We start from the raw sequence: 20,720 nt of genomic DNA on the forward strand, positions 1-20,720 counted from the left end.
GCCAAGGAAGATGAAAATGACAGGTCAGATAACCGTCACCAAGCTGGGCAGCCGGATCGGCGCGCGGGTGGACGGGGTCCGCCTCGGCGGCGACCTCGACGAGGACGCGGTCGAGAAGATTCGCCGGGCGCTGTTGGCCCACCGGGTGATCTTCTTCCGTCACCAGCACCACCTCGACGACGAGCAGCAGCTCGCGTTCGCCGAGCTGCTGGGCACGCCGATCGGCCACCCGGCCGCCGGCGCGCTGGCCGGCAGGCACGTCCCGGTAATCACCCCGATCGACTCCGAATACGGCAAGGCGAACCGCTGGCACACCGACGTGACGTTCGCCGCCAACTATCCGGCGGCGTCGATCCTGCGCGCGGTCACGCTGCCGACGTATGGCGGATCGACGCTGTGGGCGTCGACCGTGGCGGCCTATGACCACCTGCCCGAGCCGCTCAAATGTCTGGTGGAAAACCTCTGGGCCCTGCACACCAACCGCTACGACTACGTGGCGGGCGAAGCGTCGGGGGCGATGAGCGACACGCAGCGGTCGTTTCGGCAGGCGTTTGAAAAGCCGGACTTTCGCACCGAGCATCCCGTGGTGCGGGTGCATCCGGAGACCGGTGAGCGCACCCTGCTGGCCGGTGACTTCGTGCGCGGCTTCGTCGGCCTGGACAGCCACGAGTCCAGCGCCCTGCTGGAACTGCTGCAGCGCCGAATCACCTTGCCGGAGAACACCATTTGCTGGAACTGGGCCCACGGTGACGTCGCGATCTGGGACAACCGCGCAACCCAGCACCGGGCGATCGACGACTACGACGACCAGCCCCGGCTGATGCACCGCATCACCCTGATGGGCGACGTGCCGGTCAATGTGCGCGGCGAGCGCAGCCGGGTGGTCAGCGGCGCACCGCTGGGGGCGCTCGCGAGCTAACTGGCGTCGGCGGTGGAGCTTATGTGATTGCTCGGCAACCAGCGCAGCGCGCCGGGCGCCTCGGCCGGCACCACGGGCGCCTTGGGCGCGATCGGCTCCAGCCGGCGATACGGCTCGCCCTGCATCGGGCGCTGGTCGTTCTCGCCGATGTTCGGCCACAACGAGGCGGCCCGCTCGGCCTGGGCGGTAATTGACAACGAGGGGTTGACGCCCAGGTTCGCCGAGATCGCCGCGCCGTCGACCACGAACAGCGTCGGGTAGCCGTAGACCCGGTGGTAGGGGTCGATGACGCCGTGGTCGGCGTTGTCACCGATCACCGCACCGCCGAGGAAATGCGCGGTCAGCGGCATATTGAACAGTTCGCCCCAAGTTCCGCCGGCCACGGCGTCGATCTTTTCGGCGATGCGACGGGTGACCTGGTTGCCGACCGGTATCCAGCTCGGGTTCGGCTCGCCGTGTCCCTGCTTGCTGGTGTACCAGCGGATGCCCAGCTTGCCGCGCTTGGTGTAGGTGGTGATGGAATTGTCCAGGTGCTGCATGACCAGGGCGATCAGCGTGCGTTCGCTCCACTGGCGGGTGTTGAGCAACCGCATCATGCGACGCGGATCGTCGCGAGCCTGGTCCAACAGCTGCTTCCAGCGCGGCACGTCGGTGCCCTCGGGGCCGGTCCCGTCGGTCATCAGCGTCTGCAGCAGCCCCATCGCGTTGGAGCCCTTGGCGTAACGGACGGGTTCTATGTGGGTGTCGGACGTCGGGTGGATCGACGACGTGATCGCCACCCCGTGCGTCAGGTCGAGGTTCGGGTCGACCTCGAGCTTCCCGGCGCCGACGATGGACTCGGAGTTGGTGCGGGTCAGCACGCCGAGCCGGTCGGATAGGCGCGGCAGCTTGCCCCGGTCGCGCATGTTGAACAGCAGATGCTGCGTCCCCCACGTGCCAGCGGCCAGGATGAGGTGCTCGGCGGTGTAGGTGCGCCGGTCGCGGCGCAGCCAGCTGCCGGTGCGGACGGTACGCACCTCCCACATCCCGTCGGGACGCTGCTCGAACCCCTTCACCGTGGTCATCGGAACCACCTCTGCACCGTTCGCTTCCGCGAGGCCCAGATAGTTCTTCACCAGGGTGTTTTTGGCGCCATACCGGCAGCCCGTCATGCAACCGCCGCACTCCAGGCATCCAGTGCGCTCCGGCCCCGCGCCCCCGAAGTACGGGTCGGGCACGGTCTTGCCCGGAGTCTTGGTGCCGTCGGGGCCGAAGAACACCCCGACCGGCGTCGGCACGAAGGTGTCTCCGCAACCCATGTCGTCGGCCACCTCTTTGACGATCCGGTCGGCGTCGGTGAAGGTCGGGTTCTCCACCACTCCGAGCATCCGCTTGGCCTGCTCGTAGTGCGGCATCAGCTCGTCGCGCCAGTCGGTGATGTGCTTCCACTGCGGATCGTTGAAGAACGGGTCCGGCGGGACGTACAGCGTGTTGGCGTAGTTCAGCGAACCGCCACCCACCCCGGCGCCGGCCAGGATCAACACATTCTTCAGCGGATGGATGCGCTGGATGCCGTAGCAACCCAGCTTCGGCGCCCACAAAAACTTACGCAGATCCCAGGACGTCTCGGCGAAATCCTCGTCGGAGTACCGCCGCCCGGCCTCCAATACGCCGACGCGGTAGCCCTTTTCGGTCAGGCGCAGCGCGCTGACGCTTCCCCCGAAACCCGAACCGATGATCAGCACGTCGTAATCCGGCTTCATCGCACCAGTATGGCCGTACCCACGGGTAACAAGCCAACTGCCTCCGGGTTAGCTGCCCACGGTCAGGCCGACCTTCTGGAACTCCTTGAGGTCGCAATAGCCGGCCTTGGCCATCGACCGGCGCAGCCCGCCGACCAGGTTGAGGCTGCCGAACGGGTCGTCGGACGGGCCGTTGAGCACCTGGTGCAGCGGCGGGCGCTCCCCGACGGCGATCTGCAGCAGGGCGCCGCGCGGCAGCGACGGGTGTGCCGCGGCGGCCGGCCAGAACCATCCCTCGCCCATCGCTTCGGCGGACTCGGCGAGCGGCGTGCCCAGCACCACCGCGTCGGCGCCGCAGGCGATCGCCTTCGCCAGCTCGCCGGAGGTGTGGATGTCGCCATCGGCCAGCACGTGCACGTAGCGGCCGCCGGTCTCGTCGAGGTACTCGCGCCGCGCGGCGGCGGCGTCGGCGATCGCGGTGGCCATCGGCACGCTGATGCCCAGCACCTCGTCGCTGGTGGTCACTCCCCTCGTGGCGCCGTAGCCGACGATGACGCCGGCGGCACCGGTGCGCATCAGGTGCAGCGCGGTGCGGTGGTCTTGGACGCCGCCGGCGACCACCGGCACGTCGAGCTCGGAGATGAAGGTCTTGAGATTGAGCGGTTCCCCGTCGCTGGCCACCCGCTCGGCCGAGACGATGGTGCCCTGGATGACCAGCAGGTCGATGCCGGCCTGCACCAGCACCGGCGTCAGCGCCTGGGCGTTCTGCGGGCTGACCCGCACGGCGGTGGTGACCCCGGCCTCCCGGATCCGGGCGACCGCGGAGCCCAGCAGGTCCGGGTTGAGCGGGGCCGCGTGGAACTCCTGCAGCAGCCGGATCGCCGCCGACGGCTCGGGCTCCTTGCTGGCGGCCTCGACCAACTGCGCGATCTTGGACTCGACGTCGGCGTGCCGCCCGATCAGCCCCTCGCCGTTGAGCACGCCCAGGCCGCCGAGCTTGCCGAGCTCGATCGCGAACTCCGGCGACACCAGGGCATCGGTCGGATGCGCCAGCACCGGGATCTCGAACCGATAGGCGTCCAGCTGCCAGGCGGTCGACACGTCCTGCGACGAGCGGGTGCGCCGGGAGGCCACGATGCTGACTTCGCTCAGTTCATAGCTGCGACGGGCGACGCGGCCCATCCCGATCTCGACCATCTGGGCCTCAGCGTGCGTAGTAGTTGGGGGCTTCGACCGTCATGGCGACGTCGTGCGGGTGGCTTTCCCTCAAGCCCGCCGCGGTGATCCGGACGAACTGCGCCTGTTGCAGCGCCTCGATGCTCGGCGAACCGGTGTAGCCCATCGCCGCGCGCAGGCCGCCGGTCAGCTGGTGGATCACCGAGGACAGCGGGCCGCGGAAGGGCACCCGGCCCTCGATGCCCTCCGGCACCAGCTTGTCTTCCGAGAGCGCATCGTCGGCGAAGTAGCGGTCCTTGGAGTACGACTTTCCGCTGCCCGACCCCCGGCCCGCCATGGCTCCCAGCGATCCCATCCCGCGGTAGCTCTTGAACTGCTTGCCGTTGACGAAGATCAGCTCGCCGGGGGCCTCGGCAGTGCCCGCCAGCAGCGAGCCCAGCATGGCCGTCGAGGCACCGGCGGCCAGCGCCTTGGCGATGTCGCCGGAGTACTGCAGCCCGCCGTCGGCGATCACCGGCACGCCCGCCGGGCCGCAGGCCGCGACCGCCTCCAGAATCGCCGTGATCTGTGGTGCTCCGACGCCCGCCACCACCCGGGTGGTGCAGATCGAGCCGGGCCCGACGCCCACCTTCACCGCGTCGGCGCCGGCGGCGACCAGGGCCGCGGCCGCCGAACGGGTGGCGACGTTGCCGCCGATCACCTCGACCTTCTCACCCACCTCGGCCTTGAGCTTGCCGACCATGTCGAGCACCAGCCGGTTGTGCGCGTGCGCGGTGTCCACGATCAGCACATCCACCCCGGCGTCGACCAGCATCATGGCGCGCACCCAGGCGTCGCCGCCGACGCCGACGGCGGCGCCGACCAGCAGCCTGCCGTCGCTGTCCTTGGTGGCCAGCGGGTGTTGCTCGGTCTTGACGAAGTCCTTGACGGTGATCAGACCGGTCAGCCGGCCGTGGCCGTCGACGATGGGCAGCTTCTCGATCTTGTTGCGGCGCAACAGGCCCAGCGCCGCGTCGGCAGACACGCCCTCCTGCGCGGTGATCAGCGGGGCCTTGGTCATCACCTCGGCGACCTTCTTGGTCTGGTCGACCTCGAACCGCATGTCGCGGTTGGTGATGATGCCGACCAGCGCGCCCGCTTCGTCGACCACCGGCAGGCCGGAGATCCGGAACCGCGCGCACATCGCGTCGACCTGGGCCAGGGTGTTGTCCGGGCGGCAGGTGACGGGGTCGGTGACCATGCCGGCCTCCGAGCGCTTGACCGTCTCGACCTGGCCGGCCTGTTCGGCGACCGGCAGGTTGCGGTGCAGCACACCCATGCCGCCGGCCCGCGCCATCGCGATCGCCATCCGCGACTCGGTGACCGTGTCCATCGCCGAACTCACCAGCGGCACTTTGAGCCTGATCTTCTTGGTGAGCTGGCTGGAAGTATCCGCGCTTGCGGGGACGACGTCGGAGGCCGCGGGCAGCAGCAGCACGTCGTCGAAGGTCAGCCCGAGCATGGCGATCTTGTGCGGGTTGTCGCCTCCGGTGGGCACCGGGTCGTCGACCAGACCACCCACCCGCACATACGCACTGCCGACGAGGTCAGAGCTGTCTTCCAGGTGGGACGTGCCACGGGTCATCAGTGGGGCCCTCCATACGATGCGGCGTGAGAAACCCATCCTATCGGCTCGACTCCCGCTGTCGTTCCCTTGCTCGGGCGCGCCGCGCGCACTAAACGGCGCGGCGCGGCGGGCTGCGTCCCTGCTGGCGTTATCCGGGGCGGGCTGCGTAGGCTAGAGGGCGTGCGCGACCACCTCCCACCGGGTTTGCCGCCCGACCCTTTCGCCGACGACCCCTGTGATCCGTCGGCGGCACTGGAAGCCGTCGAGCCGGGCCAGCCCCTGGATCAGCAAGAGCGGATGGCCGTCGAGGCCGACCTCGCCGATCTGGCCGTGTACGAAGCGCTGCTGGCGCACAAGGGTATTCGCGGACTCGTGGTGTGCTGCGACGAATGTCAGCAGGATCACTACCACGACTGGGACATGCTGCGGGCCAACCTGCTGCAGCTGCTGATCGACGGCACCGTGCGTCCGCACGAGCCCGCCTATGACCCCGAGCCGGATGCCTACGTCACGTGGGATTACTGCCGGGGCTACGCCGACGCCTCGCTCAACGAAGCGACGTCGGACGCCGACGGTTTCCACCGCCGGCACTGATTCACTGATTCGGAGTCAACGGCGCCACCGGGGGTGGCTTCTGGCCGTGATGGTGATGCTTGCCCACTGATGGACTCGGCGGGCTGAGCGGCGCCGGTGTCGCGTCCATCGACGGCGCGACCGAGGCGGCGGGCGGCGCCGCCGGAATCGCGGTGGCCGGCCCGGGTGACGCCGCCGGCGGCGGAGCGACCGGCAACGTGGCGTTCGGGTCGCGCGCATCGACCTTGGCGTTCAACAGCTTCAGCTGATTCATCAGGTCTTGTTTGCTGGCCGGGTCGTCGATCGACTGTACCAGGCTGCTCACCTCGGTCAGCTGATTCTTGGCCTGGTCCCACTGACCCCGGTCGATCGATTCCTGGACCTTGGCCAGGTCGGCCTTGGCGGCCAGCATCTCCTGGCTTCCGTGCACCTGGGGCTGATCGAAGAACATCGCGTGCAGCCCGTACAGGGTGCCGCCCGGCCGGGCCTCGACCACCATGGCGCCGAATCCACTGAGCACCATCAGCGTCGCGGCGACCGAACCGACGACGGCCAGGCCACGGTGGCTGCCGCGCCGGCGCTCGGCCAATCCGGCGCGCAACGCGTGGACGGCCTCTTCGGGCGTCACCAGCGCGCTGGCCGGCGGCCACCTCAGGTTGTCGCGCCAGTCCTCCAGCAGGTCGGTCAGCACATCGACGTCGGGGTCCTCGACATCCACCGACCGGCGCTGGGCGAGCGCATCGAGCAGCAGGTCGGTGCGGGCGAATTCATCCATGGGTTCAGGCACAGTCACCTGCCGCAATCATTTCGGACTTCAGCCGCGACAGCGCGCGGTGCTGGGCGACTCGGACCGCCCCGGTGGTACTGCCGACCGCCGCGGCGGTCTCCTCGGCGGACAGTCCGACGACGACGCGCAGGATCAAAATCTCGCGCTGCTTGGCGGGCAGGATCTCGAGCAGTTCGCTCATCCGGCTCACCGAATCGGCTTCAATCGCAAGCTGTTCGGGTCCCGCATCGTTCGACCAACGGTCGGGAATCGTCTCGGTGGGATAGGCGAGGTCGCGTCCGGCGGCCCGGTGGGCGTCGGCGACCTTGTGGGCCGCGATGCCGTACAGGAAGGCCAGGAAGGGACGCCCGCGATCGCGATAACGCGGCAGCGCCGTAATAGTCGCCAAGCACACCTCCTGCGCCACGTCATCGGCTGACAGGCCACCCCGATCGACGTTGCCGACACGCGCTCGGCAATATCGCACGACGATCGGACGGATGGTCTCCAGCACCTCCCTCAATGCGTTGTGGTCTCCGGTGACGGCTTGGGCGACCACAGCGTCGAGACGTTCCCCTGCTGGAATTGTCATCGACGGTGATATCTCCAACGTTACGAAGCGGACACATCGCGGGCCAACCGGGCTAACTAACGAAATGACAATAACGGGCGGAGGGCCGTTTCAGGCGGAACGCCACGTTCCACCGGCGCGCCGCACCTGGCCTGCGCAGACATCTCGGATTTCGTGCAGCTGATGTGGGCGAAACGTGACACTTTCGATATCGATCAGCAAGCAGGCCAGCGCCCAACGAAGTGGTAGCAGCCCTAATTCGCCGGTGGTCGCCAGTGCGGCGTCGGCGACCGTGCGGGCGCGCTCGACGTTGCCCGCGCAGCACAGCGCGGCGGCCAGCACCACGTCGCTTTTGACCCGGTGCCGTGGCGACGCGACGGCCGTGGCCGCCGCCAGCTCGACGCCTTCGCCGGCATGCCGGACGGCGGTGTCGCCGTCGCCCCGGGCCATCGCGAGTTCGGCGGCCACCCAGCGCCGGCGCACCGGCAGCCGGTCGGGCACCGCGGATTTCGGCGATGCCAGCAGGGGGTCGGCGCGCTCCAGGAGCGTCGCCGCGGCCGCGAAACGCCCGACGCCCAACGCGTCGGCGGCCAGGCCGATGAGGGCGTCGGCGCCTGCCTCGGGGTCGTCGCCGGCCAGCGCCAGGGCACGCCCGTCCCAGCCACGGGCCACGGTGTGCCAACCGAGTTGGCGCAGGAACGACCCGTGGGTGCTCATGCCCAACGACACCAGCCGCCCGGCCGGCGCGCTGCGCCGCAGCACCGCGAGGTCGCGGAACGCGGCGCCGTAGCGACCCTGTCCCCCGGCCGCTACGGCGCGCAGCCACAGTTGGGTCGGCGTCGTCGCCGACGGCAGCGGCCAGTCTCCGGGCCGATCCCCGAAGGCGGCGTCGGCCAGCTGCCGTCCAATCAACGAAGTGTGACGAGTTTCAATCACAATGATGTAGTAAACAGTTTGTGGTCTTCATGTTACCGAATCGTTAATCACTATAGCCCATGGATAAATTCGCCTTATCCCCCTCCCGCGCGCTGAGCTGGGAAATCTCGTTTCGGCCAACTGCCTGGTAGCACGGCATGGGCTTGGCAATTTCATTTGAGGTGAACGTAAAGTTAATTCTGCTCCAACGAGCATATATTTTGTCGGGCTAAGTGGCTATTGACGGAAATTCACCGTCCGCCCTAACGTCTACGCATGACGGGTAGTCATCGGTGACCCCACTCCACTTAATTTAAGTTGCACCCAACCGCTTTCACGAACCTGACCTCGAGCGAGCGGTGCAGAGAGGGAATGAACCAATGCCACAGCCGGAACAGCTACCTGGTCCCAACGCCGACATCTGGAATTGGCAACTGCAGGGCTTGTGCCGCGGCGTTGACTCATCGATGTTCTTTCACCCCGACGGCGAGCGTGGCCGGGCCCGGATGCAGCGCGAGCAGCGCGCAAAGGACATGTGCCGGCAGTGCCCGGTGATCCAGGAGTGCCGCTCGCACGCCCTCGAAGTCGGGGAGCCCTACGGAGTTTGGGGCGGCCTGTCGGAGTCCGAGCGCGACCTGCTGCTCAAGGGTGACATCGGGCGCGGCCGCACCATCCGTCGCTCGGCCTAGCCGGCCGCCCCCTCCGGGGTGAACGATCCACGGCGCCGATCCGTGTCCTCATCATGGACTAGGCCAGCCGGGTCGCGGTCCTAGTCGACGCGGCGTCGAGTCCGTTGCGTCACGCCGGCTCCCGCATACACCGGAGGGGCGCCGTGGCGAATCGGTGGGAGCATTTCGACAATCGAATCCGCGCTACCGGGCTTGCGGCGCGGACGATTCTGGGACGACAGGCGTGGCTGGATCGGCCGAGCTATCGGCTCGAGCACGCATTGACCTTCGCGTTCGCGGCCATGGGCCGTCACCGCGATCGGGTCGGCAACGCACTGCACGGCACCTGGCTCGGCCATCCGTTGCACCCGGCGCTGACCTCGGTGCCGACTGGCGCGGTGGCGACGACGCTCGTCATGGATGCGGCCGGCACGCTGGCTGGGAGGGACGCCCGGCTGCGGGACGGATCGAGGTTCGCGCTGGGCGTCGCGCTCGCGGGAAGCGTCGGCGCGGCCGTCACCGGCGTGACGGATTGGCAGCACACCCATGAGCAGTCGCGTCGGATCGGGCTCGTCCATGGCGCGCTCAACGCGATCGCAACCGGGCTGTATGCGGCGTCGTGGTGGGATCGGCGCCGCGGCCGCCACCGGCGCGGGATGGCGTGCAGCGCGCTGGGCTATGCCCTCACCCTCGGCAGCGGCTACCTCGGTGGCGCCCTGGTGTTCGGCGCGGGCACCGGCGTGGACCGGTCCGGCGCCCGGCTGGGGGGCGACCGCTGGATGCCGGTAGTACCCGCCGCCGCGCTGGACGGCCGGCCGCAGCGGGTCGCGGTCGACGGCGTCGGCGTCGTCCTCTATCGCACCGACGGTCGGGTGATCGCGGTCGGCGAGCACTGCCCGCACCTCGGCGCACCGATGAGTGACGGGTGGATCGACCGCGGCCGAATCGTATGCCCATGGCATGGTTCCAGATTCGCGTGCGGATCGGGTGACGTGCTGCGCGGACCGGCGACCGCGCCCCTGCCGAGCTATCCGGTGCGGATTCGCGACGGGCTCGTCGAAGTGCACGGAGTGGCGAAATGAACGCCTACGAGGTGCTTTTCGAGCATCACAACGCGCTACGCGGTCTCTGCGCGAAGATCACCGACATGCCCCCGGACAGCGCCGAGCGGCAGGACACGCTCGACGAATTGTTGATCGAGCTGGACATCCACATGCGCATCGAGGACGACTTGTTCTACCCGGCGGTGGCGGAAGCCAGCACGTTGGTCGCCATCGCCCATGCGGAGCACAGGCAGGTGTGGGATCAGCTGGCGGTGCTGTTGCGCACGTCGCCCGCGGCGCCGCAATACGCCGACGAATGGCGCTCGTTCGTCACGGTCCTGGACGCCCACGCCAGTGAAGAGGAGCGCGACTTGTGCCCGGCCCCAATAGATTTGAGCGAGGATATGCTCGACGCGCTGGGCAACCGGATGCTCGAGCGCATGATCCAGTTGCATCGATCTCCCATCAACAGGTTTCGTGTCCGCAGTCGCAAGACCTTGCTGAGTTGCCTCGGGACGTAGGCGCGGTCGGCCGTCGCGCCCAGGATTTCGTTTCGGCGGAGGCCAATGTGGGTAGGCACCGCAAATGAACAAGGCCGCATGCTTTGCGGTCGCGGCGCTGACCGCGACCGTCGCGCCGTTAGCCGCATGCTCGAACCAGCAAACCAGCCAGCCCAACACCTCGCCGCTGACCAGCTCGACGCCTGGGGCCGAGAGGCTGACCACTCAACTGAAGACGGCTGACGGCAGTCCGGTCGCCAACGCCACCTTCGAATTCGCCAACGGCTACGCCACGGTGACCGTAGAGGCCGGCCCGAACCAGGTGCTCAGCCCCGGCTTCCACGGACTGCAAATCCACGCGGTGGGCAAGTGCGAGGCCAATTCGGCTGCCCCGAACGGGAACTCGACCGGAGACTTCGACTCCGCCGGCAGCGTCTATCAGGCGCCCAATCACACGAGTTACCCCGCGAGCGGCGACCTGACCGCCTTGCAGGTGCGCTCCGACGGCTCGGCGAAACTGGTCACCACCAGTAACGCGTTCACCTCCGCCGACTTGAGGAACAGCTCGGGCACGGCGTTGATCATCCACCAGACCGCGGACAATCTGGGCAGCACCGCCTCCACCGCTGATTCCGGCAAGCGGTTGGCATGCGGGGTGATCGCGGCGTCCTCGTCGACGACCTCGTCGACCACCAGCGTCACGACCAGCACCACCACCACCGTCGTGCCGCCGGCGTCCACCAGCACGAGCACCAGCACCGTGACGGTCACCAGCACCCCGACCACGACGTCCGTGCCGACCACCACCGTGACGACGCCGCCCTACTATCCGCCGGGGCGCTGACGCGCAAGCCACCATGAAAGGCCATGCTCGCAATCACCCGATAACGACCATTTCAAGACGCGCCCGGCCGGGCGGCCCCTAATGTGCTGTCATGCAGATTGTGCTGTTCAAGCTCGGGTTGGTGCTCTTCATGCTCGGGCTGTTCACCGGGTTCGCCCTTCCCGCGGTCAAGAACGCGCGCATGGCGCTGTCCAGCCATCTCGAGGCGGTCCTCAACGGCATGTTTCTGGTGCTGCTCGGCCTGCTTTGGCCTCACGTCCACCTGCCCGACGCCTGGGGAGTCGCGGCGGTCGCACTGGTCGTCTACGCCGGCTACGCGAACTGGTTGGCGACGCTGCTCGCGGCGGCCTGGGGCGCCGGACGCAAACTCGCGCCGATCGCGGCGGGCGACCATGCGGCGTCAGCGCCGAAGGAAAGGATCGTCGGCTTCCTGCTGGTATCCCTGGCGCCGTGCATCGTGGTGGGCGTCGGCATCGTCATCGCGGGGCTGTGACGACGCGCTACGGCGCGTGTACGTTCGGCGTGCGGACATGTTCGGGACGGAAACCGCGCCCGACCAAGCTCGGCGGAATCGCCTGCAGCGGACCGAAACCCACGATCTTGGGGACGTAACGTTCCTTCCGGCGTCATGAGACGGAGGCATCTTCCTCAGCGGCTGCGGTCAGCTGAGCAATGGCTATGTCGAATGGCGTGGGGCTACGCAGGACCCGGCCGAGCACGAGCGCTCCTTCCACGCTGGCCCACACGCTGGTTGCCAGCTGCACGGCCCTGTCCTGGGTTAGGCCTTTCTCGATGAGCCGTGCGGCCAGCGTGGTGATCAAATCCTGGAAGGCACGCCGCGTCGCGTCGCGCAGTTGCTCGGAGGCCGACGTCGACTCGATGACGATGGGAGCGACCGCGCACCCCTCGCGGTAGTCGCTTGAGACCAGTTCGTCGCGCTCGCGGCCGACGAATGCCGCGATCAGTTCCGCCGCGGTGCGGGTGGTGGCCGCCGCACGGTTGATGTCTTGGATGCGGTCGGAGGCGTGCAGGAGGATGACCTCGGTGGCGAGCTCCTCCTTGCCGCCGGGGAAGTGAAAGTAGATCGACCCGCGCGGTGCGGAGCTCTCGGTGACGACGTCCGACAGGGCAGTGCCGAGATAGCCGTGTTCGCGGAACAGGCGGCGTGCGGCCTCGACCATCCGCTTCTTACTGTCGGTCTTCCTTGGCATGTCGTCCATCATACATAGTTCTTGCATTTGATCGAATCCCGCAGTAGCATCGCTGTCAGTAGTAAGTATGTCGCCCGACATAGTATAGACATCACCCGGAGCCCAGCTCCGAAGTTCGGAAGGAAACCCCATGCCCGTCTACCAGTGCTACAGCCCGAAGGGTCTACTGACCCAGTCCGCAAAGGCCAAGATCGCCGAAGGAATGACCACCATGTACTGCGAGGCCACCGGGGCGCCGCCGGCATGGGTTAAAGTCCTGTTCCACGAGATGCCCGACGGCGAGTGCTTCGCGGCCGGCAAACCGGCGACGCAATCGTTGATTCTGGGCATCACCCGCCACGGGCGTGACCTCGAAACGCGTCAAGCAATGGTGCGTCAGCTCGCCCAGATCTGGACGCGTAATTCAGGCCAGCCGGAAGCCGACCTGTGGATCTCGGTGAGCGAAGTCGATTACACGAATGTCATGGACGCCGGGTTGTTCATTCCGGAGCCCGGCCACGAGCGCGAATGGTTCGAAGAGAACCAGACCAGGCTGGCCGAATTGGGAATCATCGCAGCCTGACAAGCACTGCCTTCCAAGATGTTTCGCTAAGCCACCCACACCTAGGAGAAACCATGACCAGATCACTGCACCCAACGATCGAGACGGTCTCGCATCAGGTCGACCGGTTGACGATCCGGATCGACGACACCTTCGACGGGTTCAGGCATCGCTATGAGCAAGCGGTGCCCGAGTTCCAGAGCCAACGATTCGACTCCCTCGTCAAAGGCGGCGTCGACTGGCAGACCGTTCTAGAGGCCACCGCAGCGAACGCGCCGCACGACTTCATCCTCTACTGGTCGCACGACTTCTCGTCGCTGATGGGGCTGGCGGGAGACCGTGGCCGTTGCGTCGAATACCTGATGGGCAACCACACCATCGCGCAGAAGATGTACCGCTACAACCCGGCCATTCTGCTCTATGCACCCTTACGCACCGCCATTGTCGAAGACGCCGACGGCGTTACGTGGTTCACTGTGGACCAACCCAGCACCCGGTTCGGCAGCTTCGACATACCCCAAATCGCCGAAGTGGGAATCGAATTGGATCACAAGCTTGCCGCCTTGCTGGAGCACCTCGGCGCTCCCGTCCCGGCCGCGCTCACCGCGACGCAATAGCCATCACCTGGATTGCGCTCTTTTGACCCGGATTCCCCATGCCCGCGTTCAAGAACCCGCGCATGGCGCCGTCCAGCCACCTAGGGGCGCTCTTGGGCCTAATGCTCGGCAGGAGCGGTGAATCGAGTGAGCAGATCCGTCAGTTGTTCCGACTCCCCTGGGCCCATCACCGATACCAGGCGCTCAGCCAGTGGCTCCGCCGCCACGTGAGCGGCGTCGAAAACCTTCAACCCCTTGGGGGTGATCCCGACCGCCTTCAAACGCCGGTCGCCCGGAACGGATTTGCGGATGGCGAGCCCCATGCGCTCCAGGTCATCCACAACCCGCATGATGCCTGCCTTGTCCGAACCCGTCGCGTCGACCAAGTCCCGCTGCTCAGTGGGTCCGCGGTTGACGAGGACGAGCAGCACGGCAAAATGGCGCATTTCGATGCCCAGCGGTCGAATCGCCTCCGACATCACCGCGGCCGCACGCCGGTGCGCTCGGCGCAGCAGCAAACCGAGAGCGAAAGGCGACGGGTCTCCGGGGCGGTCGGTCGCGCGGGCGGCGGCACGCCTAGAAGCGTCGCGGGTCATCCGGCTCGCATCTTTCATCCGAGTCGAACACCGGACTCTGCCCGTGTGGAATGTTCCACCTTCCGGAGCCCGGCTGACTCGTCGTCGACGAACGTGACCGTCTCGTCGAGCGGTGCCCGGCCGGTACGTGCGTACTTCACCGCCGGGTCCTCGTACCCGATCGACATGCCGCAGAAGAGGATCAGTCCGTCCGGTGGTGCCAGAACCTCCGCGACCGTCTCGCGCACCTGCGACCACGCCATCTGCGGACAGCTATGCAGCCCTTCGGCACGGAGTAGCAGCATGACGGTCTGCAAGTACATCCCGACGTCGGCCCATTGCGCCACACCTAGGTCGCCGTCGATGTAGCAGAACAGCGCAGCCGGCGCACCGAAACAGTTCCAGTTCGCGATGGCCGCCCGCTGGCGCGCCTCCCAGTCCTCGCGCGCAATGCCGAGCGCGCTGTACCGCTCCTTACCGAAGGCGGATCGGCGTTCGCCGTATGGCGATTTCAGTGCGGGCGGGTACATCTGGTACTCCCGCTCGTCCCACGGCTCACCGTGGGCAACGCGCTCGACGGCGCGCGTCTTGATCTCGTCCAGCAGCGCGCCGGTCACCACATAGATGTTCCACGGCTGGATGTCAGATCCCGATGGCGACCAGGCCGCGGCGGCCAGCACGCGCTCCAGTACCTCGTTCGGAACGGGTTGGTCGGTAAACCCGCGCACCGCTCGTCGGCTTGTGACTGCCTCGTATACGTCCATGATCTCTACCTACCGTCCGATTCCCTCATTCGTATCATATAATACTGTATCAACTGATACTATTCCCGAGGATAGCCCAACAAAGCGAAGGCCCCCGTCCCTCGGTGGGCTTGTCGACGACGCCGTCTCGCTGGTGCTGGATTACAGCCAACCTGCTCGGCCGGTGCCGCACCCATCAGGTTCACACCGCGTCGGAATTCGCTCGCGTGAGGCGGGGTTGCTCGTGGTTATGACTGAACCAGACACCGCCACTCCGAACCTCGGTCGCTTCGGCTTCTTCGGACTTGGCGCCACCGGCGAACAAGCGCAGGAGATCGAACGGCTCGGCTACGGCACAATTTGGGTCGCAGGTTCCCCGCCGGCCGAGCTGTCCTTTGTCGAGCCAATCCTGGAAGCGACGACCACCCTGAAGGTGGCCACCGGCATCGTCAACATCTGGACGGCCGCCGCCCAGCCCGTCGCCGAGTCGTTCCACCGCATCAACGCCGCCTACCCGGGCCGCTTCGTGCTCGGCATCGGGGTGGGTCACCCCGAAGTCCAGGGGCAATACCGCAAGCCGTACGAAGCGCTGGTGTCGTACCTCGACGAGCTCGACGAATACGGCGTGCCGGCCGATCAACGCGTGCTTGCCGCGCAGGGGCCGCGCGTGCTGAAGCTGTCGGCCGACCGCACGGCCGGGGCGCACCCGGCCAACGCCACGCCCCGACACACCGCGTGGGCTCGCGAGATCATCGGGCCGGATGCGCTGCTGGCGCCCGTGCACAACGTGGTGCTGAACACCGATGATGAGGAAGCCCGCGCCGTCGCGCGCGCGGGGCTGGACCATTACTTCAGCCTGTCGAACTACGTAAGCAGTTGGAAGCGGCTAGGTTTCACCGACGCCGACGTCACCCGGCCAGGCAGCGACGAGTTCATCGACGCCGTGGTCGCCCACGGCACTTCCGACCAGATCGCCGAGCGCCTCGGCGAGTATCTGCAGGCCGGCGCCGATCATGTCGCGATCCTGCCGCTGGGCATCTATGACAATGCATTGGCATTGCCGATATTGGCCGAGCTCGCTGTGTCGCTGGGTCTGTCGGGTCCGCAGGCCTGATCGCCACGCACGATCGGTCCCGCGGCGGCGGTGTTCGGCATTCAATCAAAGCGATGCGTAGCCGTGATCGCCGGGTCGAGGCCGAAAACCTCTGTGGGGGCCGACTTTCCCTTCAGCGCATGGGGGCCTCGGTCAATGAGCCCGGGCGGTGGCGCCTCCAGGGCGTCGACTGTCCGGCTGGTGAGAAGGATCGCATCACCGGTGGACTTGGTGAGTTGCTCGACGCGGGCCGCGACGTTGACGGCGTCACCGATCAGCGTGAATTCGAGTTTGCCGCCGCCGCCGATGGTTCCGGCGATCACCTTGCCGGTGTTGATACCGATGCCGATGCGAAGCTCACCGCCGAATCGCTCCGCGACCAGACGATGGATGAGCGCGGCGGCGTCCACCGCGGCATCGGCGTGATTCGCGAGGTCGTTCGGGGCACCGAACACGGCCAGCGCCCCGTCGCCGAGAAACTTGTTGACGTGCCCACCGCCCTCGACGACGGCCGGCACCACGATTTCGAACAAGGCGTTGAGCCGGGCAACGGTGTCTTCGGCGGTGTTGGCCTCAGCGAACGGGGTGAAGTCGCGGATGTCGACGAACATCACCGACACCTCGCGGCGTTCCCCGGTGAAAACGTCGTCGCCCTGCTGCAGTAGCCGCGCAGCCAGCGCTGGGTCGACGTAGGTGCCGAACGCACTCTGAAGACGTTGCCGCTCAGCCAATCCCGCCTGCATGCGATTGAACGATGCGCCCAGCGCGCCGAGGTCGTCGTCCTGAACCACCGGCAGGCGCCGGCTGTAGTCGCCGGCGGCCACCCGTTTCGTCCCTTCGGCGAGATCGCGAATCGGCCGCAGAGACGGCGCGAGTGCAGCACCGACGGTCATCGGCATCCCGAAGCCGATCACCAACGCGAACCCGATACCTGCAAAGAGCACCGGTTGCTCACGCGCCCAAGGGAATGCGGCCACCAGCATGGTGCCGTCGACGGCGAACAGGAACGAACTCGCCAGTAGCGCCGCGCTCGACCAAAAGGCGAAAGTCGGACGAGAGCGGGGCAGGTCATCACCAACCGCCGTGCCGCCGGCGATCGCCATTCTTGCCGGCCTAGCCGCTGCTTCCGCGGTGCCGTGCACTCCACTCATCACAACGGCCGTTCCCATCAAAGCGCCCAGGACTCCGTACTGCAGGCGTTGCGACCAAGTCGCCCCGGCAACAGCGGCGACAACAATGGATGACAGCCCGGTCCACACAGCATTGAAAGCCACCGCCCGAACGACCGTCCCCCGGGCCCAGGCATAGGTGGCGTCCAGTGCGCTCGCCCGATCGACATCGCGACCGGTCGCCCATCTCGCCACCAGGCGACTGCGGCCCGCACCGGGAAGCACGGTCACGTACCACGACACAGGTGCGGCAATAAGCGCGAGGACAGCCGTCTCGATGTACCGACCGGATCCCTGCACGGCAACGATCAACAACAACCAGAAGAGGTACGTCGCCAGCATAAGAGGGAGCCCGAAGGCATAGATCGCCCACGAGTATCTCGCCTTGAAACGATCCCACGCCCACTGCCAGATGCGGTCCATGCCGCGACGGTAGACGCTCAACCGCGGCCCGTGGGCACAGTCAGCAAACAAACAAGCGCCCCGGCCATGCGGCCGGGGCGCTTGTCATTGCCTACTCAGTGATGGTGGTGATGACCGTGGCCGTGGTCTTCCTCCTCGGCGGGCTTGTCCACGATCGCCGTTTCGGTGGTGAGGACCATCCGGGCCACCGAGGCCGCGTTGAGCACCGCCGAACGGGTGACCTTGACCGGGTCGACGACGCCGTCGGCGATCAGGTCGCCGTAGGACAGGGTGGCCGCGTTGAGTCCCTGTCCGGCAGGCAGTTCGGCCACCTTGTGCACTGCGACCGCGCCGTCGAGCCCGGCGTTGGTGGCGATCCAGTACAGCGGCGCCGCCAACGCCTCGGAGAACACGTCGACGCCCAGTGCCTGATCACCGGTCAGGGACTCGCGCAGCTTTTTCAGCGCCTTGCGAGTCTGCAGCAGCGCCGAGCCGCCGCCCGCGACGATGCCCTCCTCGACCGCGGCCTTGGCCGCCGCGACGGCGTCCTCGACGCTTTCCTTGCGTTCCTTGAGCGCGGTCTCGGTGGCCGCTCCCACCTGGATCACGGCCACGCCGCCGGCCAGCTTGGCCAGCCGCTCCTGCAGCTTTTCCCGGTCCCAGTCGGAGTCGCTCGCCTCGATCTCGGCACGCAACTGCTTGATCCGGTTGGCCACCGCATCCTTGGAGCCACCGCCGTCGACGATGACGGTGTCGTCCTTGCTGACCACCACGCGGCGGGCCGAACCGAGCACGTCCGTGCCGACCTCACGCAACAGCAGGCCCGCGTCGGGGTTGATCACCTGGCCACCGGTCACCACCGCCAGGTCCTCGAGGAACGCCTTGCGGCGGTCGCCGAAGAACGGCGCCTTGACCGCGACGGCCTTGAGCGTCTTGCGGATGGAGTTGACGACCAGGGTCGCCAGCGCTTCGCCCTCGATGTCCTCGGCGATGATCAGCAGCGGCTTGCCTGACTCAGCGACCTTCTCCAGCATGGGAAGCAGGTCGGGCAGCGAGCTGATCTTGTCCTGGTGCAACAGGATCACCGGCTCGTCCAGCACGGCCTGCTGGGCGTCGAAGTCGGTGACGAAATACGCCGACAGGAAGCCCTTGTCGAAACCGACGCCCTCGGTGAACTCGAGCTCGGTGCTCAGCGTCGAGGATTCTTCGACGCTGACCACGCCGTCGGTGCCGACCTTGGTCATCGCCTCGCCGACCAGCTCACCCAGCAGCTGGTCGCGCGACGATACGGTCGCCACCTGCGCGATCGCGTCCTTGCCGGAGACCGGGGTGGCCGACGCCAGCAGCGCCTCGGACACCGCGTCGGCGGCCTTGCTGATGCCCGCCCCCAGCTCGATGGGGTTGGCGCCGGCCGCGACCAGTCGCAGGCCGCCCTTGACCAGCGCCTGCGCCAGCACGGTCGCCGTCGTGGTGCCGTCGCCCGCGACGTCGTTGGTCTTGGTCGCCACCGACTTCACCAGCTGGGCACCCAGGTTCTCGAACGGGTCTTCCAGGTCGATCTCACGCGCGACGGTCACACCGTCGTTGGTGACCGTCGGGCCACCGAATGCCTTGGCCAGCACCACATGCCGGCCGCGCGGACCGAGCGTCACCCGCACCGCGTCGGCGAGCGTGTTCACACCCGCCTCGATGGCGCGACGCGCGGTCTCGTCGTACTCAATGATCTTGCTCATCAGGCTCCTTCACCTAAACGCGTGCCGCCCCGGAAATCACCCGCGCAAAACGCGGGGATCGCCGGGGCGGAACACGGTTGTTACTTGGAGACGACAGCCAGCACGTCGCGTGCCGACAGGATCAGGTACTCCTCGCCGCCGTACTTGATCTCGGTGCCGCCGTACTTGCTGTAGATGACGGTGTCGCCTTCCGAGACGTCCAGCGGGATGCGCTTCGCGCCGTCTTCGTCCCACCGGCCGGGGCCGACTGCGACGACGGTGCCTTCCTGCGGCTTCTCCTTGGCGGTGTCAGGAATGACCAGACCAGACGCGGTCGTGGTCTCGGCCTCGTTGGCCTGCACGAGAATCTTGTCCTCGAGTGGCTTGATCTTCACCTTCGCCACGATTGGAGCCCTCCAGTGTTTGGGTCGGGTCCGGGACGTCCCCGGACCGGAGTTGACGGCCGGTAAGGGTTGACCCCGAACCGTCCGGGTTATCAGGTGTTCGGCATCCGTCCGTGCCCGAGCGCCGTCGTCGCGGGTGCCGACACAGGGCTTGGCCGATTGCCACCTAGCACTCTATACATGCGAGTGCTAGCACTCAAGGGCGCCCCGCTGCTTCTGCTCTCGGCGGACATGAGCCACGGTGCGGCGAGTCGTTCCGGCTCCTCAACGGAATGTGAATAATCGAAACGGTGTACGCCGGCAACTCTTTGATGAACCGCGTCGCCCTCCTCGTGGCGATCGCCATCACGATATCGGTCGCCTGCACCAGCTTGATCGGGCCGGCCAATGCCGACCCGAACGGCCGGATGTACGGCAACCCGCAGGAAGCCGCCGCCTACTGGCGCTACCAGCACCAGGAAGACTGCGGCCTGATGGCCGTCGCCGACGTGGTCGGCCAGCTCACCGGTCACGAGCCCACCCAGGTCGGCATCGAGTTGCGCGGCATCTTCACCCCGAGCGAATCCCACGGCGGAGGCGTCTACTTCTTCGACGGCACGTCGCCGCAGGACATGGTCATGCTGCTGCAGCATTACGGCGTCCAGTCCGCGATAACCACCGGCAACAGCATGGGGACACTGGAGCAGGACCTAGCCGGCGGACACAAGGTGATTGCCGCGCTCAACGCCGAAACCATCTGGAATTACCCCCAGGGCAAGGGTCAGCGGACCAAGGCCGATCACGCCGTCGTTGTCACCGGGGTCGACACCGCCAACAACATCGTTCACCTCAACGACAGCGGCACCCCCAAAGGCCGCGACGAGCAGATCCCCATGGCCACCTTCACCCAAGCCTGGTCGACCAGCGACAACTTACTCATCGTTACCGAGGCAACCGGCTACGGCACCGTGCCGTGGGTGCCCCACATCTGAG

The 20,720-nt window shown here is 67.1% G+C and carries 23 protein-coding genes; 11 read left to right on the plus strand and 12 right to left on the minus strand.

The annotated features are described in order from the left end of the window. Positions 1 to 16 precede the first annotated feature (16 nt). Positions 17 to 919, plus strand: coding sequence for a TauD/TfdA dioxygenase family protein (locus tag MTY59_RS02845; RefSeq protein WP_221044337.1), 903 nt, complete (start codon positions 17 to 19; stop codon positions 917 to 919). Here MTY59_RS02845 and MTY59_RS02850 read toward each other — a convergent pair. Genes MTY59_RS02850 through guaB form a run of 3 tightly spaced genes read right to left on the minus strand, consistent with a single transcriptional unit; the run spans position 916 to position 5,440 of the window. Continuing rightward, entirely contained in the window at positions 916 to 2,661 is a 1,746-nt protein-coding gene (locus MTY59_RS02850; protein WP_221044338.1) for a GMC oxidoreductase, read from the minus strand. The two genes, MTY59_RS02845 and MTY59_RS02850, sit on opposite strands and share 4 nt — an antisense overlap. 48 nt (positions 2,662 to 2,709) lie before the next feature. Next, complete coding sequence (locus tag MTY59_RS02855) at positions 2,710 to 3,837, minus strand: GuaB3 family IMP dehydrogenase-related protein (protein ID WP_221044339.1); 1,128 nt, start codon at positions 3,835 to 3,837, stop codon at positions 2,710 to 2,712. Between the two features lie 7 nt (positions 3,838 to 3,844). Continuing rightward, a complete protein-coding gene (gene guaB / locus MTY59_RS02860) occupies positions 3,845 to 5,440 on the minus strand; it encodes an IMP dehydrogenase (protein ID WP_221044340.1) in 1,596 nt (531 codons plus the stop codon). Positions 5,441 to 5,602: 162 nt separating this feature from the next. On the opposite strand from guaB, the gene MTY59_RS02865 reads away from it, so the two are divergent. Continuing rightward, entirely contained in the window at positions 5,603 to 6,016 is a 414-nt protein-coding gene (locus tag MTY59_RS02865; protein WP_007773416.1) for a DUF5319 domain-containing protein, read from the plus strand. 1 nt (position 6,017) lies between these two features. Here the strand turns inward: MTY59_RS02865 and MTY59_RS02870 are convergent, their stop codons facing one another. The 3 genes from MTY59_RS02870 to MTY59_RS02880 all read right to left on the minus strand — a co-directional run bounded on the left by MTY59_RS02870 (position 6,018) and on the right by MTY59_RS02880 (position 8,268). Next, positions 6,018 to 6,788 carry an anti-sigma-D factor RsdA gene (locus tag MTY59_RS02870; protein ID WP_221044341.1) on the minus strand — a complete coding sequence of 257 codons (771 nt, stop codon included), beginning with the start codon at positions 6,786 to 6,788 and terminating at the stop codon, positions 6,018 to 6,020. Next, positions 6,775 to 7,353 (minus strand): sigma-70 family RNA polymerase sigma factor, encoded by a 579-nt coding sequence (locus tag MTY59_RS02875; protein WP_221044342.1) that lies wholly within the window; start codon positions 7,351 to 7,353, stop codon positions 6,775 to 6,777. The genes MTY59_RS02870 and MTY59_RS02875 overlap by 14 nt, the downstream gene beginning before the upstream one ends. 90 nt (positions 7,354 to 7,443) lie before the next feature. Beyond that, the gene (locus MTY59_RS02880) at positions 7,444 to 8,268 is read right to left on the minus strand and encodes a hypothetical protein (protein ID WP_221044343.1); all 825 of its coding nucleotides are present in this window, start codon (positions 8,266 to 8,268) and stop codon (positions 7,444 to 7,446) included. Between the two features lie 359 nt (positions 8,269 to 8,627). Between MTY59_RS02880 and MTY59_RS02885 the strand changes: the two genes are divergently transcribed. The 5 genes from MTY59_RS02885 to MTY59_RS02905 all read left to right on the plus strand — a co-directional run bounded on the left by MTY59_RS02885 (position 8,628) and on the right by MTY59_RS02905 (position 11,795). Further along, positions 8,628 to 8,936 carry a WhiB family transcriptional regulator gene (locus MTY59_RS02885; RefSeq protein WP_221044344.1) on the plus strand — a complete coding sequence of 103 codons (309 nt, stop codon included), beginning with the start codon at positions 8,628 to 8,630 and terminating at the stop codon, positions 8,934 to 8,936. 176 nt (positions 8,937 to 9,112) lie between these two features. Continuing rightward, complete coding sequence (locus MTY59_RS02890) at positions 9,113 to 9,997, plus strand: Rieske (2Fe-2S) protein (protein ID WP_221046231.1); 885 nt, start codon at positions 9,113 to 9,115, stop codon at positions 9,995 to 9,997. Then, complete coding sequence (locus MTY59_RS02895) at positions 9,994 to 10,479, plus strand: hemerythrin domain-containing protein (RefSeq protein WP_221044345.1); 486 nt, start codon at positions 9,994 to 9,996, stop codon at positions 10,477 to 10,479. The genes MTY59_RS02890 and MTY59_RS02895 overlap by 4 nt, the downstream gene beginning before the upstream one ends. Before the next feature lie 64 nt (positions 10,480 to 10,543). Further along, positions 10,544 to 11,302, plus strand: a complete 759-nt coding sequence (locus MTY59_RS02900) for a superoxide dismutase family protein (RefSeq protein ID WP_221044346.1) — start codon at positions 10,544 to 10,546, stop codon at positions 11,300 to 11,302. A gap of 91 nt (positions 11,303 to 11,393) precedes the next feature. After that, positions 11,394 to 11,795 carry a styrene oxide isomerase gene (locus MTY59_RS02905; RefSeq protein ID WP_221044347.1) on the plus strand — a complete coding sequence of 134 codons (402 nt, stop codon included), beginning with the start codon at positions 11,394 to 11,396 and terminating at the stop codon, positions 11,793 to 11,795. 133 nt (positions 11,796 to 11,928) lie between these two features. On the opposite strand, the gene MTY59_RS02910 is transcribed toward MTY59_RS02905, so the two are convergent. Next, positions 11,929 to 12,525 carry a TetR/AcrR family transcriptional regulator gene (locus MTY59_RS02910; protein WP_250160706.1) on the minus strand — a complete coding sequence of 199 codons (597 nt, stop codon included), beginning with the start codon at positions 12,523 to 12,525 and terminating at the stop codon, positions 11,929 to 11,931. 118 nt (positions 12,526 to 12,643) lie between these two features. Here MTY59_RS02910 and MTY59_RS02915 point away from each other — a divergent pair, with 118 nt between their 5' ends. Further along, a complete protein-coding gene (locus tag MTY59_RS02915) occupies positions 12,644 to 13,075 on the plus strand; it encodes a tautomerase family protein (protein ID WP_221044348.1) in 432 nt (143 codons plus the stop codon). A 53-nt stretch (positions 13,076 to 13,128) separates the two neighbouring features. Next, entirely contained in the window at positions 13,129 to 13,671 is a 543-nt protein-coding gene (locus MTY59_RS02920) for a DUF302 domain-containing protein (protein WP_221044349.1), read from the plus strand. A 98-nt stretch (positions 13,672 to 13,769) separates the two neighbouring features. Here the strand turns inward: MTY59_RS02920 and MTY59_RS02925 are convergent, their stop codons facing one another. Both MTY59_RS02925 and MTY59_RS02930 read right to left on the minus strand, forming a co-directional pair. Further along, positions 13,770 to 14,246 carry a MarR family winged helix-turn-helix transcriptional regulator gene (locus tag MTY59_RS02925; protein ID WP_221044350.1) on the minus strand — a complete coding sequence of 159 codons (477 nt, stop codon included), beginning with the start codon at positions 14,244 to 14,246 and terminating at the stop codon, positions 13,770 to 13,772. A gap of 14 nt (positions 14,247 to 14,260) precedes the next feature. Continuing rightward, positions 14,261 to 14,989 (minus strand): nitroreductase, encoded by a 729-nt coding sequence (locus tag MTY59_RS02930; RefSeq protein WP_221044351.1) that lies wholly within the window; start codon positions 14,987 to 14,989, stop codon positions 14,261 to 14,263. 229 nt (positions 14,990 to 15,218) lie between these two features. Here MTY59_RS02930 and MTY59_RS02935 point away from each other — a divergent pair, with 229 nt between their 5' ends. Continuing rightward, positions 15,219 to 16,082 (plus strand): LLM class F420-dependent oxidoreductase, encoded by an 864-nt coding sequence (locus tag MTY59_RS02935; protein WP_221044352.1) that lies wholly within the window; start codon positions 15,219 to 15,221, stop codon positions 16,080 to 16,082. Positions 16,083 to 16,123: 41 nt separating this feature from the next. On the opposite strand, the gene MTY59_RS02940 is transcribed toward MTY59_RS02935, so the two are convergent. From MTY59_RS02940 to groES, 3 genes are all read right to left on the minus strand, one after another. Further along, on the minus strand, positions 16,124 to 17,653 hold the full coding sequence (locus tag MTY59_RS02940) for an adenylate/guanylate cyclase domain-containing protein (RefSeq protein ID WP_221044353.1): 1,530 nt from the start codon (positions 17,651 to 17,653) through the stop codon (positions 16,124 to 16,126). 95 nt (positions 17,654 to 17,748) lie between these two features. Continuing rightward, entirely contained in the window at positions 17,749 to 19,365 is a 1,617-nt protein-coding gene (gene groL, locus MTY59_RS02945; RefSeq protein WP_221044354.1) for a chaperonin GroEL, read from the minus strand. An 80-nt stretch (positions 19,366 to 19,445) separates the two neighbouring features. Further along, positions 19,446 to 19,748 carry a co-chaperone GroES gene (gene groES / locus MTY59_RS02950; protein WP_007773431.1) on the minus strand — a complete coding sequence of 101 codons (303 nt, stop codon included), beginning with the start codon at positions 19,746 to 19,748 and terminating at the stop codon, positions 19,446 to 19,448. Between the two features lie 290 nt (positions 19,749 to 20,038). On the opposite strand from groES, the gene MTY59_RS02955 reads away from it, so the two are divergent. Next, complete coding sequence (locus tag MTY59_RS02955; protein ID WP_221044355.1) at positions 20,039 to 20,719, plus strand: C39 family peptidase; 681 nt, start codon at positions 20,039 to 20,041, stop codon at positions 20,717 to 20,719. Position 20,720: the final 1 nt, after the last annotated feature.

The organism is Mycobacterium senriense (genome assembly GCF_019668465.1).
Lineage (GTDB): Bacteria > Actinomycetota > Actinomycetes > Mycobacteriales > Mycobacteriaceae > Mycobacterium > Mycobacterium senriense.